Annotated in this window: 15 protein-coding genes; 10 read left to right on the plus strand and 5 right to left on the minus strand. The window is 73.9% G+C overall.

What is annotated here, in order from left to right:
* The first annotated feature begins 390 nt into the window (after positions 1 to 390).
* The 4 genes from D6689_19175 (at position 391) to D6689_19190 (ending at position 3,865) form a co-directional block, all read left to right on the plus strand.
* Positions 391 to 1,146, plus strand: a complete 756-nt coding sequence (locus tag D6689_19175) for a methyltransferase domain-containing protein (protein ID RMH38560.1) — start codon at positions 391 to 393, stop codon at positions 1,144 to 1,146.
* Positions 1,143 to 2,120 carry a radical SAM/Cys-rich domain protein gene (locus D6689_19180; GenBank protein RMH38573.1) on the plus strand — a complete coding sequence of 326 codons (978 nt, stop codon included), beginning with the start codon at positions 1,143 to 1,145 and terminating at the stop codon, positions 2,118 to 2,120. Before D6689_19175 ends, D6689_19180 begins: the two co-directional genes overlap by 4 nt.
* Entirely contained in the window at positions 2,117 to 2,338 is a 222-nt protein-coding gene (locus D6689_19185; GenBank protein RMH38561.1) for a hypothetical protein, read from the plus strand. The genes D6689_19180 and D6689_19185 overlap by 4 nt, the downstream gene beginning before the upstream one ends.
* Before the next feature lie 264 nt (positions 2,339 to 2,602).
* A complete protein-coding gene (locus tag D6689_19190; protein RMH38562.1) occupies positions 2,603 to 3,865 on the plus strand; it encodes a CDP-alcohol phosphatidyltransferase family protein in 1,263 nt (420 codons plus the stop codon).
* Positions 3,866 to 3,872: 7 nt separating this feature from the next.
* Here the strand turns inward: D6689_19190 and amrS are convergent, their stop codons facing one another.
* From amrS to D6689_19205, 3 genes are read right to left on the minus strand one after another with little or no spacing between them, the layout of a single operon-like run.
* Positions 3,873 to 4,949, minus strand: a complete 1,077-nt coding sequence (gene amrS / locus D6689_19195; protein ID RMH38563.1) for an AmmeMemoRadiSam system radical SAM enzyme — start codon at positions 4,947 to 4,949, stop codon at positions 3,873 to 3,875.
* The gene (locus D6689_19200; GenBank protein RMH38564.1) at positions 4,939 to 6,024 is read right to left on the minus strand and encodes a hypothetical protein; all 1,086 of its coding nucleotides are present in this window, start codon (positions 6,022 to 6,024) and stop codon (positions 4,939 to 4,941) included. The genes amrS and D6689_19200 overlap by 11 nt, the downstream gene beginning before the upstream one ends.
* On the minus strand, positions 6,017 to 6,955 hold the full coding sequence (locus D6689_19205) for a hypothetical protein (GenBank protein RMH38565.1): 939 nt from the start codon (positions 6,953 to 6,955) through the stop codon (positions 6,017 to 6,019). Before D6689_19205 ends, D6689_19200 begins: the two co-directional genes overlap by 8 nt.
* Before the next feature lie 87 nt (positions 6,956 to 7,042).
* Between D6689_19205 and D6689_19210 the strand changes: the two genes are divergently transcribed.
* The 4 genes from D6689_19210 to D6689_19225 all read left to right on the plus strand — a co-directional run bounded on the left by D6689_19210 (position 7,043) and on the right by D6689_19225 (position 9,104).
* Positions 7,043 to 7,609, plus strand: a complete 567-nt coding sequence (locus tag D6689_19210) for a c-type cytochrome (GenBank protein RMH38566.1) — start codon at positions 7,043 to 7,045, stop codon at positions 7,607 to 7,609.
* A gap of 123 nt (positions 7,610 to 7,732) precedes the next feature.
* Complete coding sequence (locus D6689_19215; protein ID RMH38567.1) at positions 7,733 to 8,113, plus strand: CBS domain-containing protein; 381 nt, start codon at positions 7,733 to 7,735, stop codon at positions 8,111 to 8,113.
* Positions 8,110 to 8,628 carry a hypothetical protein gene (locus D6689_19220; protein RMH38568.1) on the plus strand — a complete coding sequence of 173 codons (519 nt, stop codon included), beginning with the start codon at positions 8,110 to 8,112 and terminating at the stop codon, positions 8,626 to 8,628. Before D6689_19215 ends, D6689_19220 begins: the two co-directional genes overlap by 4 nt.
* A gap of 152 nt (positions 8,629 to 8,780) precedes the next feature.
* The gene (locus D6689_19225) at positions 8,781 to 9,104 is read left to right on the plus strand and encodes a hypothetical protein (protein RMH38569.1); all 324 of its coding nucleotides are present in this window, start codon (positions 8,781 to 8,783) and stop codon (positions 9,102 to 9,104) included.
* Positions 9,105 to 9,234: 130 nt separating this feature from the next.
* Here the strand turns inward: D6689_19225 and D6689_19230 are convergent, their stop codons facing one another.
* Positions 9,235 to 9,588 carry a c-type cytochrome gene (locus D6689_19230; GenBank protein RMH38570.1) on the minus strand — a complete coding sequence of 118 codons (354 nt, stop codon included), beginning with the start codon at positions 9,586 to 9,588 and terminating at the stop codon, positions 9,235 to 9,237.
* Positions 9,589 to 9,764: 176 nt separating this feature from the next.
* Here D6689_19230 and D6689_19235 point away from each other — a divergent pair, with 176 nt between their 5' ends.
* Positions 9,765 to 10,601, plus strand: coding sequence for a hypothetical protein (locus tag D6689_19235; protein RMH38571.1), 837 nt, complete (start codon positions 9,765 to 9,767; stop codon positions 10,599 to 10,601).
* Positions 10,602 to 10,649: 48 nt separating this feature from the next.
* Here the strand turns inward: D6689_19235 and D6689_19240 are convergent, their stop codons facing one another.
* Positions 10,650 to 12,818: a thioredoxin domain-containing protein gene (locus tag D6689_19240; protein ID RMH38574.1), complete on the minus strand. Its 2,169-nt coding sequence runs from the start codon at positions 12,816 to 12,818 to the stop codon at positions 10,650 to 10,652.
* Positions 12,819 to 13,121: 303 nt separating this feature from the next.
* Here D6689_19240 and D6689_19245 point away from each other — a divergent pair.
* A partial coding sequence (locus tag D6689_19245; GenBank protein RMH38572.1) for a LysM peptidoglycan-binding domain-containing protein occupies positions 13,122 to 14,310 on the plus strand: 1,189 nt, incomplete at its 3' end.

The following is a 14,310-nucleotide window of genomic DNA, read 5'->3' on the forward strand; positions in this document are numbered from 1 at the left end:
CGCACGGGTTGCCGCCGCACGGGTTGCCCGCGGCCGCCGTCGTGTCTCCCGACGTGCCCGAACCCCCGCAGCCCAACAAACCGACCATGGAAAAAATGAACAGGTATCGTTGCATTTGCGTCGCCGCCCCTTGCTCGTTTCGTGCCATTTGAAGTTCTCGCTAGATGGGGGCGCGCCGCGCCCCACGTTCGACCAACTTGGAAGCCAGCCCCCTCCGCTATGGAGGCACTCCACCGCGTCCGGCGCGCACGCACACCCGACTCCCGCCGGTCCCGGGACCGGCGCAAGCGCACGGCCCCGGCCGCGAATCCGCGGCCGACCTCCGTGGCCCGCGCTGCGCCCGACCGCCCACGCCAGCGATGGCATACACCCTGCTATGGTCTCGCGTCCATGCTGGACCACGAACGAGCCGTCCTGGAACGCTACTCCGCCGGCGCGCGCGCCTGCGAGTCATCGCTGTGCTGCGCGGCCGACTTCGACCCCGCGCTGCTCGCGGCGATCCCCCGAGAGGTGATCGAACGAGACTACGGCTGCGGCGATCCGACTCGCTTCCTCTGCGCGGGCGAGACCGTCGTCGACCTCGGATCCGGCTCCGGCAAGCACTGCTTCATCGCCGCGCAGATCGTCGGTCCCGCCGGCAAGGTCATCGGCGTCGACATGAACCCGGACATGTTGGCGCTCGCGCGCTCCGCGGCGCCGGTGGTGGCCGAGCGCATCGGCTACGCCAACGTCGAATTCGTCGAGGCGCGCATCCAGGCGATGGGCCCCGCCGTGCCGGACGGCTGCGCGGACGTGGTGATGTCCAACTGCGTGCTCAACCTCGTCCGCCCGGACGACAAGCGCGCGCTGTTCGACGAGATCTTCCGCGTGCTGCGCGACGGCGGACGTGCGGTGATCTCGGACATCGTGAGCGATCGGCCGGTGCCGGCGCACATGCAGGAGGATCCCGACTTGTGGAGCGGCTGCATCTCCGGCGCCCTGCACGAGCCCGACCTGTACGCGGCGTTCGAGCGCGCGGGGTTCTCCTCGGTCGAGGTGGTCGACCGCGCCGAGGAGCCGTGGCGGGTGGTCGACGGCATCGCGTTTCGCGCGGTGACGGTGCGCGCGAACAAGGGCGCGCGACGGCCGGCGGCGTGCTGCGGATGACGCGCGCGGCTTCGCTTCCGGTGGTCGGCGCGGCGGCCGCATCGCGCTTTCACGTGCCGCTGGCCCGCGCCTCGGTCGACACCCTGCAGATCAACGTCGGCAAGCGCTGCAACCAGGCGTGCAAGCACTGCCACGTCGACGCGGGCCCGTCGCGGACCGAGGAGATGTCGCGCGACGTCGCTGCGCGCGTGCTCGACCTGGTGGCCGCGGACCCGGCGGTCGCGACCGTCGACATCACCGGCGGCGCACCGGAGTTGAATCCGCAGTTCCGCTGGATCGTCGAGCGCGCGACCGCGCTCGGCCGCCACGTCATCGACCGTTGCAACCTCACCGTCCTGCTCGAACCCGGGCAGGAGGACCTCGCCGCGTTCCTCGCCCGGCACCGCGTGCACGTGATCGCGTCGCTGCCGTGCTACACGGCCGACAACGTCGACCGCCAGCGCGGCCGCGGCGTGTTCGAACGCAGCATCGCCGGCTTGCGTCGCCTCAACGAACTCGGCTACGGCCGATCCGACGGCGAGTTGCAACTCGACCTGGTCTACAACCCGCTCGGGCCGACCCTGCCGCCGCCGCAGGACGCCCTCGAGCGCGACTACAAACGCCGCCTCGCCGCCGAGCACGGCGTCGCGTTCGACCGGCTGCTGGCGCTCACGAACCTGCCGATCCGGCGGTTCGCCGACGACCTGGCGCGCCGGGGCGAGTCGGACCGCTATCTGCAGCTTTTGATCGATCACTTCAACCCGGACGCCGTGCCGCACGTCATGTGCCGGACGCTGGTCAGCGTGAGCTACGACGGCCAGATCTACGATTGCGATTTCAACCAAATGGTCGACCTGCCGGCCGGCGGCCGGCCCCGGACGGTGTGGGACATCGACGCGCTCGCCGAGCTGGCCGGCGCGCCGATCGCGACGGCCGACCACTGCTTCGGCTGCACGGCCGGCGCGGGCTCCAGTTGCGGCGGCGCACTGACGTGACGGCGGGCGACGACGCCGTCGCCAGCTACCTGCGCGCCGCGCGCCGCGCCCGGCGCCGCCGCCTGCGGCGGACCGCGGCGGCCTTCGGTGCCGGCGGAGCCGCCTGCGTCGCGCTGGCCGCGGCGATGACCGACGTCGGCCACGCGGTCGGGTTCGCCGCCACGGGCGCCGGGCTGTGGGTCGGCGCGGCGGTCGTGCTCCGCGCCGGCCGGGCGTGACGCCGGGGGCGCGTCCCGCGGCCGCCGCTCGGCCCCGGCCGGGACACCGGGGGCGCGTCCCGCGGTCGCCGCTCGGCCCCGGGCGGGACGCCGGAGCGTCCCGCGGTCGCCGCTCCGCCCCGGCCGGGACACCGGAGCGTCCCGCGGTCGCCGCTCCGCCCCGGCCGGCCCGCTTCCGCCGCGCGCCGCCGCGGCCCGCGAGCGCGCCCGCCGCCCACGCCCCGCCTGGACGCGAGCGCGCGCCACCTGCTACATCCGTCGCCGATGTCGCTGCTTGCCAGCTCGCCGCGGCGCCGGCCGCGGTTTTCCGCCGTCGTGCTCGCCGACGGCCTGCACGCCGGCGCGCGGGTGCTCGGGCTGTCGCTCGCCGAGCGCGCGCGGCGCGTCGCGCTGCGCGCCGGCGCCGATCGCGTGCGCGTGGTCACCGAACCGGGCGACCGCACCGCGCTGGTCAACTGGGTCCGCGCAGGCGACGGCGGCCTGCTCGTCGTGTGGGCCGCGGACCACGTCGTGCACACGCCGCTGGTCGAGCCGCTCGTCGAAGCCGGCGCCGACCGCGCGATCGCCGTCGGTCCCGACGGCGCGTTCGCCGGCGCCGCGTTCGCCGGTACGCCGGCCGCCGCGGCCGAGCTGGCCGCCTCCCCGGACGCGACCGCCGCCGCGTGGCAGGCCGGCGGCGCCGCGCGCGTCCCCCACGGGCCGATCGCCCGCTTCCCGGCGCGAACGCCGGCGGAGCGCCGCGCCGCCGCGCGCGCCCTCGAGCAGATCGTCCACAAACCGCAAGACGGGCCGGTGACCCGCTGGCTGTACCGGCCGATCTCCGTGCCGATCACGCGCCTGCTGCTGCACACTCCGATCAAGCCGAACCACGTGTCCGCGATCGTCGCGGCGCTCGGCGCGGTCGGCGTCTGGTTCGTCGCCCACGCCGACTACCAGTCGGTCGTCGTCGGTTCGGCGATCGTCCTCGTCGCGGCCTACCTCGACGGCTGCGACGGCGAGATCGCCCGCCTCAAGCTCGAGTCGTCCCGGCTGGGCGCCTGGCTCGACACCGTCACCGACGAGGCGACGACCGTCGCGTACATGGCCGCGCTCGGCTGGCACAACTACCTGCGGTACGGCCACCCGTGGATCGCCGGGTCGATCGCCGTCGGCCTGGCGGGCTACGCCGTGACGATCTACGGCATCTACTACTATCTCGTCGTCGTCCACGGCTCGGCCAACAGCCAGGACTACGTCGACCGGTTGCGCATCGTCGACGGCCCCGACGGCGCGCCGCGCCTGGCGCCGGCGCCCGGCGAAGCGCTAACCGGCATCTGGGCGGTGCTTCCGCACCTCGGCCGCCGGGACTTCGTCAACTGGGGCGCACTGCTGTTTGCCGCCGCGCATTGGACCCACGTGTCGTACGCGCTGATGCTCGCCGGCGGGGTGGTGGGAGCGTGGAAGATCGGCCGCGACCACGTTCGCCTGCGGCGCCAGTTGCGCGAGCTGCGCGAACGGCGCGCCCGCGCCGCGCCCGCGCACGGCTGACCGCCGCCTACACCAGCACGGGTAGCCGCCGCGCCCCCCAGTCGCCGGCGCGGTCGCCGAACCGGCCGGCCAGCGGGTGGCCGCAGTCCGGGCAGCGCCCGTCGACCAGCCGATACGCGCGGATGGTGTAGCCCGCGCGGTCGATGAGCAGCGCGCCGCAGTCGGCGCAGTACGTCGACTGGCTGGCGCGGTCGAGGATGTTGCCGGTGTAGACGTGGCGCAGCCCCGCCGCGAGCGCCTGCCGCCGGGCGCGAAGCAGCGTCTCCGGGGGCGTGCGCGGCACGTCGAGCATCTTGTAGTCCGGGTGGAACGCGGTGAAGTGCAGCGGCGTCTCCGGCCCGAGGGTTTCGGCGATCCAGTCGCACTCGCGCGCGATCTCGTCCTCGCCGTCGTTGTGCCCCGGGATGAGCAGCGTCGTGATCTCGAACCACACGTCGGTCTCGTGCCGCAGCCACCGCAACGTGTCCAACACGGGCTGCAGGTGAGAGAACGTCACCTTCCGATAGAAGTCCTCGGTGAACGCCTTCAGATCGACGTTGGCCGCGTCCATGTACTCGAAAAACTCGCCGCGCGCCTCCTCCGTGATGTAGCCCGCCGTCACGGCGACGTTGTACAGGCCGCGCTCGCGGCACGCGCGCGCGGTGTCGATCGCGTACTCCGCGAAAATGACGGGGTCGTTGTACGTGTACGCCACCGACGTGCAGCCGGCGCGCACGGCGGCGTCGGCGATCGCCTCCGGGCTGGCATCCTGCTGCAGGCGGTCGAACTCGCGGGCTTTCGAGATGTCCCAGTTCTGGCAGAACTTGCAGCCGAGGTTGCAGCCGGCCGTGCCGAACGACAGCACTGGCGTCCCCGGGAAGAAGTGGTTCAGCGGCTTTTTCTCGATCGGGTCGATGCAGAAGCCGGACGACCGGCCATAGGTCGTGAGCACCATCTGGCCGCCCCGGTTTTGCCTGACGAAGCAGAACGCGCGCTGGCCGTCCCGCACGCGGCACCGGCGCGGGCACAAGGTGCACTCGATGCGGTCGTCGTCGACCGGATGCCACCAGCGACCGACGATTTCGCGTTCGGTGTCACAGTTCATACAGGTAAAAGTAACCACTCAGCGGCCGCGCGCTCAGGGGCTTTTTCACGCGCGGCCGGATCCGCATCGCCCGCTCGAACGCCGGGTTGGCGACCAGCACGCCGGCGCGCCACCCGCGCAGCTGCCGCAGCCACGCGGCGAAGTCGGCGTACAGCGCGGCCGCGTCGCCCGCCAGCCGGCGGCCGTAGGGCGGGTTGCACAGGACCAGTCCGGGGCCGTCAGGCAGGTCGGCCGGCGACAGCCGGCGGAAGTCCCCGCAGCGCACGCGCACGGTGTCCGCCACTCCGGCGGCGCGCGCGTTGCGGCGCGCGCGGTCGGCGACCCCGCGGTCCAGTTCGTTGGCGACGACGACCGGCCGCGTGTCGCCGAACAGCGGCGGCGCGGGGTCGCCGGCGCGCACCGGCGCGCCGCGCGCCATCAGCGCCGCCTCGATCGCGATCGTGCCGGCGCCGGCCATCGGGTCGACGAGCGGCTCGCGCCTGCCGTCGTGGCGCGCGAGCATGACGAGCGCGGCCGCGAGGTTCTCGCGCAACGGCGCCTCGCCCGCCGCGGCGCGCCAGCCGCGGCGGTGCATGGGTCCGCCGAGGTCGACGCAGACGAACACGTCCTCCCCGTGCATGCGCACCTGGATGCTCACGTCCGGCGCATCGGGATCGACGCGCAGGCGCGCCCCGTGGGCGGCGGCCGCGTCGATCATCGCGTTCTTCACCGCGCCGACGATCTGGCGGGGGCCGGCGGCGAACGCGCCGACGTTGCGCACCGCCACCGAGATCGCATCGCCGTCGCGATACCAGCTCCCCGGCGGCGGAACCTGCGCCGCGACGTCCGCGTACAGCGGCTCGAGCCGGCCCGCGCGGCTGGCCGCCACCGCGCGCAGCACGCGGGCGCAGGTCCGGTGATAGGTGCGCGCCACCCGCGCGACCTCGGCGTCCCACGGGTAGCGCAGGCCGCCCGGTCCGAGCTTGGCCGGCGCCGGTAGCCGCACGCGGTCGAGCGCGCGGCGCACCAGGCGAGACAGCTCGCCCGCCATCACCTTGTTGGTCCCGGGCGGACCGATCAGCAACAGGTCATCCATTGAGCGACTGCAAGAACCCCGAGTCGGCAAAGAACCGCTTGCGCACGTACCAGCCGCGCGTCGTCGCGCCGGCGCCGCCCTTGGGCCGCGTGTGCAGGTCGCGCCGCAGCAGCGCGACGACCCGCGCGTCCGCCTCCTGGTAGTACCAGCTGAGCACCGGCGACGCCGCGTCGTCGGCGACCCGCGCGACCCACAGCACCTTGCGCAGCTTGGCCAGCGGCCGCACGCGGCCGCGCACCGCGACCGCCGGATCCTCCTTGACCCGCCACCAGCCCGCGCGATCGCGCACGACCGGCACCGACTTGATCTCGACCTCGCCGCGCCAGTCCGGCTCCGGCGCGCCGCGCTCCGCGACCCCGAGCGCCGCCGCGATCGCCGCGCCGAACGCGCCTTTGTCGCGCCGCGCCGCCCCGAGCCGGACGCCGACGAGCGCGCGCGCCGCGTCGAGCAGCTCGTCGATCGTGTCGGGCTCGGTCGCCGGCGGCGACGGCTCGCGAACCGGCGGCACCGGCCGCGGCCAGCGCGGGCTCGGCGGCGCGACGCCGTCGCCGCGCACGAGCACGACCAGGCGGCGGCCGAGCAGCACCGGAACCGGCTGCACCGGCGTGCCCATCCACGCCGTGCCGCCCGCCTCGCGCTCGGCGCCGGCGCGCCACAGCCGCGCGCGCAGGTCGCCGACCGACCCCGCGTCCGACAGGCCGGCGGCGCGCGCCATCGCCGCCAACTCGTCTCGGCGCGCGACGTTGAGGAAGCCGGCGAGGTCGAGTTCGAAACGCCGTACCAGCGCGCCGGCGATCGCGCCGGCGGTGCCGTCGGCGGCGAGGCCGACCCGGCGCGCCATCGCCGCCAGCTGCGGTCGCGTCAGACCCGCCGCCAGCCATGCCACCGCATGGCCGGAGTCGCCGTCGAGCGGTCTCGCCGGGCCGGTCACCGGCTCAGTGTACAGCGGGGCGCCGATCGGCGAAGACGGACGGAGGCGTGCGCACCGCAGGTCGCTCGTGGTACACGCGACCGGACGATGCGCTCGGTCGGATTCGCCCTGGTTGCCGCCGTCGCCGCCTGCTCGCCGTCGCAGCCGGACTCCCCCGCAACGCGCGAGGGTGCGGGCCGTGGCGCGCGCGCGACGCCGCCGCGCGCGGTCGCGCCGATCGACGCGGCCCACGCCGTGCCCATCGACGCGGCCCGCGCCGTGCCGGCCCCTGCCGCCGACGCGGAAACCGACCCGCCGGCGCGGCGCAATGCGGGCGCGCGCGCGGACGCGGCCGTCGCGGCGACGCCGGCCGCCGCGGCGCCGCGAGCCCCGGCGGCCGACGAACGCCCGCGCGACCTGCGCGTCCTGCCCAAGACCTGGTCGCAGCAGCGCGTAAAGCGCTACATGAAGACCGAGGTCGCGAAGGCCCTCGGGGTCCGATGCGACTTCTGCCACGACCGGAGCGACTTCGCCGCGGATCACGAGCACAAAGCCGCCGCGCGGGCCATGATGAAGATGGTCAACGACATCAATAAGCGGTTCTTCAAGGGCAAGTCGCGCGTGCGGTGCGTGACCTGCCACATGGGCAAGGACACCCCGCGCGGCGGCGAGTAGGCCGCGGCGAGCAACGCGGCCCGGCCGGTCGCGGTCCAACCCGCGGTTGTCGCGCTTGACGCCGGCGCCCGCGCGCGGGAGCATCGACTCCGGTCCGGCGGGGGCACACACCAAGGAGGAGCCATGGAGAGAACGGTCGGAGAAATCATGAACAAGGACGTGGTCACCGCGCCGCCGGACGCGCAGGTCCGCGAGATCGCCGCCGAGATGGCCAATCGCAGGATTTCGTGCGTCGTCATCGTCGGAGGTGGACGTCCCGTCGGCATCCTGAGCGAGCGGGACATCGTCCGCCTCGTTGCGACCAAGCCGAATCTGCTCGTCGGGCTCACCGCACAAGAGGCGATGACGACGCCCGTCGTGACGGTGACCCCGGACGTGACGCTGCGCGAGGCCATCCGCCGCATGAAGGAACACCGCCTCCGCCGATTCCCGATCGTCGACGGCGACGGCAAGCTGATCGGCCTGGTCACGCAGACGACGATCCTGCACGCGCTGAGCGATTGACGCAGCGGCCGACGCTGATCGTATTCGTCGACGGCCGCACGGTGGCGCGCGTCACCCCGCCGGCGGAGATCGCGCCGCGCGCGTGGCGCCTCGGCGTCGTCGCGGTCCAGGTCGCGGCGACGGGCGGCGCGGTGTCCGCCGTCGTGCGCGCCAACGAGACCGGCCGCGCGGAGCCGGCGGTCGTCCAGTTGCCTCCTCGCGCGCGGGTCGACGTCGCCCTCGCGGTGCCCGGCCGGCCGGCGCCGGCGCTGCCGCGGCTGCCCGAGCTGGCGCGGCCTGCCCTCTCGCTGTCGGTCGACGGCGTGCCGGCCGGCCGCGCGGCCCTCGACGCGCCGGCCGACGGACGCGCGTTCGGCCACGTCTACTGCCGCTGGCTGCGAGCCGGCGGGAGCGAGTGTGGCTGTGATCTCACGCGGTTACAGCCCTGGCGGCAGGGTGTCAAGCACCCCCGCGTCGCGTCGCGGCCGGTCCGGCCGCCCGCGGTGGTCACGTATCAGATCGCCCTGCCCGGTTGACGAGGCCACGCGGCGCGCAACCCGCGCGCCGCGCCGCCGATACACCGGGCATGCTTCCACGAATCACGTCTACCGTCAGTCGCGTTGCCCCCACGGCCACGGCGCCGCCCCGCACCGGCGGGCCGGCCGAGGCGGGCCGCGCCTTTTCCGAAGTGCTGCGCGAACAACCGCGCCCGGCCTCGCCCGCGCCGTCGGGACCGCTCGGACCGCTGGCGCGCGCGCCGGCCGCCGCGCGCTCGGCCGACGCCGCGATCGCCCCGGCCGCGATCGAGCAGCACATGGCGCGCATCGTCGACAGCCAGCGCCACCTCGAAGCCGCGATGCGCCGCGCGATGCGCGGCGGCCAGTTCTCCCCGCAACAGTTGCTGGCGCTCCAGTTTCAGGTGCAGAAGTACAGCCTCGAGGTCGAGGCGGTCAGCCGCGTCGTCGATCGGGCGGTCGGCTCGGTCAAGACCGCCCTGCAGACGCAAATCTGACCGACCGCACGCGACGGGCCGAGGCCGAGCGTCACGTTCCGCACCGCGGCGACGCGCGACGCGCGGCGCTCGGCGCGGCCGCGCCGGTCGCGGGCGCTCGCGGCGCGCTGCGCCCGCCCGTGCGCAGCGGCTACTTCGGCTCCTTCGCGCCGTTGTGGCACGTCATGCAGGTGACGCGCTGTTTGCCCTTGAAGTACTTCTTGTTGAGTTCCATCGTCATGCGCATCATGTCGCGCGCGATCTTCTTGTTGTCCGTATCCTTCGACATGTCGTCGAGGTCGTGACAGTGGTCGCACTGGACGTCGAGCGCCTTGGCGATCTGTTTCATCGCCTTCTTCAGCTCTTTTTTCGGCGTGTTCTTCGGGAACACCTGCAGGTTCTTGGCCGCGCCGGCGGCGGCGGCCGGCGCGGGCGACAACGTGAATCCGTAAATGAGCAGCCCGAGGCCGACGAGCATGGCTCCGTACAAGAACGTGTTGCGCATGGTGATGCCTGTCTCCTTGTTTGAGTGTCCGCCGCGCGGACGTCCCTACGCATCAGACGCCGCGCGGCGCGAAATAGTCACGCAGGCGGGGCGGTGTTCGCAAGGCGAAGCGGGTCGTCCATTGCGGTGGGGGACCGGTTGACCGCGTGCGAGCGCGCGTGCAAAAACGGGTGCGCATGACTCCCGACGCCTCCTGCCGGTCCGCCGCGAGCGCGCCGCGACCGAGCCGGCGCCGCGCGGTCGCGCTGGCGGCCGCCGTTGCGCTCGCCGGCTTGCTCGCAGCGTGTACCGCGCAGCTCGTAGCGGACCTCGACGACCGGCAATCCCGCGAAGTGATGGCGGCGCTCGGTCGCGCCGGCATCCCGGCAGAGCGGGAGCCGGCCGGAGAAGGCAAGTTCGCCATCTCGGTCGCCAGCGGCGACGCGTCCCGCGCGATGGCCGTGCTCGAAGCCGAGGCGCTGCCCCGCCCCAAGGAGGAAGGACTCGCCTCGCTGTACTCCAGCGCATCGATGATCCCGACGCCGAGCGAGGAAAAGGCGCGATACATCGCGGCCCTCAGCTCGGAGATCGCAGGGCACCTGCGCAAGCTGCAGGGCGTGCTCGACGCCAGCGTGATCATCACCGCGCCGGAGAAGGACCCGCTCGCGCCGCCCGACCAGCCCGTGCCGCGGCCGACGGCGTCGGTGCTCGTGCGCGTCCCGGCCGAGGGCCCCGCCCCCGACGACGCCGACGTGCGCAAGCTCGTCGCCGGCGCGGTCGAGGGCATGACGCCGGAGGACGTCGCCGTCGTGTTCACGCGCGCGCCGCCGCCGCCGCCGGACACCGGCGCGCCGTCGTACGCCAAGGTCGGACCGTTTGCCGTAGCGGCCGGCTCCAAGGCCCCGCTGCAAATCGCGCTCGGGCTCGCGCTCCTGCTCATCATCGGGCTCGGCGCGTGGGCGTTCGTCGGCGAGCGCCGCCGCGCGGAGCTGCGCCGCCGGATCGAGGCCCTCGAAGCCGCCGCGAACGCCTGACCGCGCGCGCCGAACGCTGCCCCGCGCGCGCCGGCGCGCATGCGCCGGTCACGAGCCGCCGCCCGGCAGCGGATAGACCTTGCGGATCTGCCGGGCGAACACCGCGGGGTCCGCGGTCGGCAGTTGGCACACGCGGTGCTCGCACACGTAGGCGGTCGCCTCGCCGCCTTGCGCGACCTTGTCGGCGACGAGCGGCACGCGGCGGGCGACCTGCGGCACCTCGCCGTCGCGGACGATCGCGACCGCGCGATTGGGCACGTAGGCGGTCGCCAGTTGGTCGACGAACGCCTCCGCCTCCGCTCGCTCGTGCGGCACGACGACGACGATCTGCTTCGGGCGATCGAGATAGAAGTCGATCGCGAGCAGCATCTCGCTCATCGCGCTCGGCGCGCGGCGCAGCATCGCGCCGACCTGGCCCATCGCCAGCTCGGCGCGCTGGCGGTAACGCTCGTCGGCCGTGTATTCGGAAAGCCGCAACAGGTTGAGAACGTGCACGGACGTACCCGTCGGCACGGCGCCGTCGTAGCGCGGTTTTTCGCGCGCGAGCAGCCGCTCGTGGTCGTCGCTCGTGCGGAAGAACCCGCCGGCGGTGCGGTCCTCGAAGTGCGCCTCGACCGTGCGGTCGAGGTCCACCGCGCGCTCGAGCCACTCGAGCGCCCCCGTGGCCTCGTACAGGTCGAGCATCGCGGCGCACAAAAACGCGTAGTCTTCCAGGTACGCCGGTACGCGCGCGCGACCGCCGGCGTAGCTGTGCGACAGCCGGCCGCGGCCGTCCCGCAGTCGATCCCAGATGAACTTCGCGGCCGTGACCGCCCGCCGCGCGTCGTCCGGGTCGCGCAACGCGATTGCCGCCCGCGCGAATGCCGAAATCATCAGCGCGTTCCAGTCCACCAGTACCTTGTCGTCACGCGCCGGAGCGGGACGCCGCGCGCGCGCGCGATACAGCAGGTCGTTGATCTCGTCGAGATCCCGGGGTCGCGGCGCGCCGAACCGGGCGACGTGCAAGATGCTGCGCCCGTCGAAGTCGCCGGCGTCGGTCACGCCGTAGTACGCGGCGACGCGCGGCGCGCGATCGGCGCCGAGCGCGGCGGCCAGCTCGGCGGGCGTCCAGGTGTAGAACCAGCCCTCGCGTCGCTCGCCCTTCGGATCGAGGCTATCGGCGTCGGTCGCCGCGTAGAACACCCCGTCCGGGGACATCATGTCGCGCTCTGCCCAGCGCAGGATCTCGCGCACCACCCGCGCGAACTCGGGGTCGCCGGTGGCCTGATAGCCCTCGACGTACGCCATCGCGAGCTGCGCGTTGTCGTACAACATCTTTTCGAAATGCGGCACGAGCCACTTCGTGTCCGTCGAGTAGCGGTGGAAGCCGCCGCCGACGTGGTCGTAGATGCCGCCCGCCGCCATCTTGCGCAGGGTGAGCAGCGCGGCGCGGCGCGCGCCGGCGTCACCGGTGCGCCGGTGGTAGCGCAGCAGGAAGCGCACCGGCATCCCGCTGGGAAACTTGGGCCGACCGACCGCACCGCCGTCGGTCGGGTCGAGGCGGCCGACGAAGATGCGCGCCGCCTTGTGCAGCAGCGCCGCGTCGGGGAGATCCGGAGCGCCCGCGGGCTGCTCGAGTTGGACGCGCACGGCGGCGGCGAGCTCCGCGGCCCGGGCGGCGACGCCGGTCGGGTCGCGGTCGTAGGCGGCGCGAAGCTGGCGCAACGCGGCGAGCAGCGCATCGCGCGGAAGGTAGGTCGCGCCGTAAAACGGCCGGCCGTCCGGCGTGAGCCACACGGTCATCGGCCACCCGCCGCGGCCCGAGCTGCGCTGGACGGCGGTCATGTAGATCTCGTCGATGTCCGGCCGCTCCTCGCGGTCGACCTTGATCGCGACGTAGTGCGCGTTGAGATAGCGCGCGACCTCCTCGTCCTCGAACGACTCCTCCTCCATCACATGGCACCAGTGACACGTCGAGTAGCCGACGCTCAGCAGGATCGGCCGGCCCAACCGGCGCGCGGCGGCGAACGCCTCGTCGCCCCACGGGTACCAGTTGACCGGGTTGTGCGCGTGCTGGCGCAGGTAGGGGCTCGCCTCGAGGAACAGCCGGTTCGTGTACTTCGGGCCGCCGCCGGAGCGCAGATGCCGGGTGCGCGGCCGGTAGTCGGGCGGCCTCGCCCGCCACGCGGCCGCGAGCCGCGCCGCGACGTCGGCGGGCAGCCCGCCGGTGCCGGGCAGCGCCTCGCCGAACGGCCACGGCCCCCGCGCGACGGCCGCGCGGGCCGCCGGCCCGGCGGCCGCGTCGTCGACGGTCGCCCCGCGATCGTGTTGCGCGCGGCACGCCGCGGCCGCGATCGCGACGAGCGCCGCGGCGCGCAGGTGCCGAGCCGCGCGTGTTGCCGTCGCCGCAGTCACTGCCGGCAGTGTACCGTCCGCCCCCGGCCCGCGCGACCCGCGCGGATCGCCGCCGGCCCGGCCGCGGGCGGCCGCACGGGCGCCGCGGTTTTTGGCACCGCGCGGGCGACATTGTATGTTCGCGAGGTGTTCCGAGCCGCCGGAGTGTTGTGGGTCGCCTCCCTCGCCGCGTGCGTGACCGTCCGGGCCCCGAGCCGCACCGCCGTACCGAAGTGCCCCGAACCCGGCGCGCTAGCGGCGACCCGCGCCGCCGCCAGCGAAGAAGCAGAGGAAGAAGACGGCGACGAGATTCACGACGAGGTGACCGACGACGGCGCGTCGGGCGAGCTGCCGCCGCCGGCGCCCCCGCGGCCCCACCCGCTGGCGGGGTTGTCGGACGCCGAACTCGACCGGCGCGTCGCCGAGGACCTCGCATCGCTCGGACCGATTTCGGTAGGCCGCCCGAACGCGGGAGCGCTGGTCAACGGCGTGCAAATGCCGCCGAGCCCCGAGTGGGAAATCGTCAACCCGCGCGAGACCTGGGGCACGCCCGAGACGATCGATGCGCTCGCGCGCGCGATCCGCGCGGTCCACGCCCGGTTCCCGAACACCCGGCCGCTGCCGATCGGCGACATCAGCGATCGCGACGGCGGACCGCTCGCGCCGCACATCAGCCACCAGTCGGGGCGCGACGTCGACGTCGGCTACTACTACACCACGGACGACAAGTGGTACACGACCGCCAACGGCGACAACCTCGACTTGCCGCGCACGTGGGCGTTCGTCCGCGCGCTGGTCACCGAGACGGACGTCGAGGTCATCTTCATCGACCGCCGCATCCAGAAGCTGCTGCGGGCGTACGCCGAGAGCATCGGCGAGGACACCGGCTGGCTCGACCAGCTGTTCGGCGGACCGACGTCGCGCATGCGGCCGCTGATCCGCCACGAGAAGGGCCACCGAACCCACATCCACGTGCGGTTCTACAACCCGATCGCCCAGGAGAGCGGGCGCCGGCTGTACCGCAGCTTGCTCGCCCACAAGGTCATCAAGCCGCCGACCTACTACGTGAAGTACAAGGCGCGGCGCGGCGATACGCTGCTGCGCATCGCGCGCAAGTTCCACACATCCGTCAAGGCGATCAAGCGCGCGAACCGGCTGCGCTCCAACCGGATCTTCGCGACGCGCGTGTATCGCATTCCGCGGCGCGGCGGCGTCGCGCCCCCGGCGAAGCCGCTCGCGATTCCCGCGCGGCGGCTGCCGCCGCCCCGCGGCACCGCGGCGGTCGCGACGGCCCGCCCTGCACAGCCCTTGCAGGCCGAGCCGGCGCCGGCAGGCG

Source organism: Deltaproteobacteria bacterium (assembly GCA_003696105.1).
Taxonomy (GTDB): Bacteria; Myxococcota_A; Polyangia; order Haliangiales; family J016; genus J016.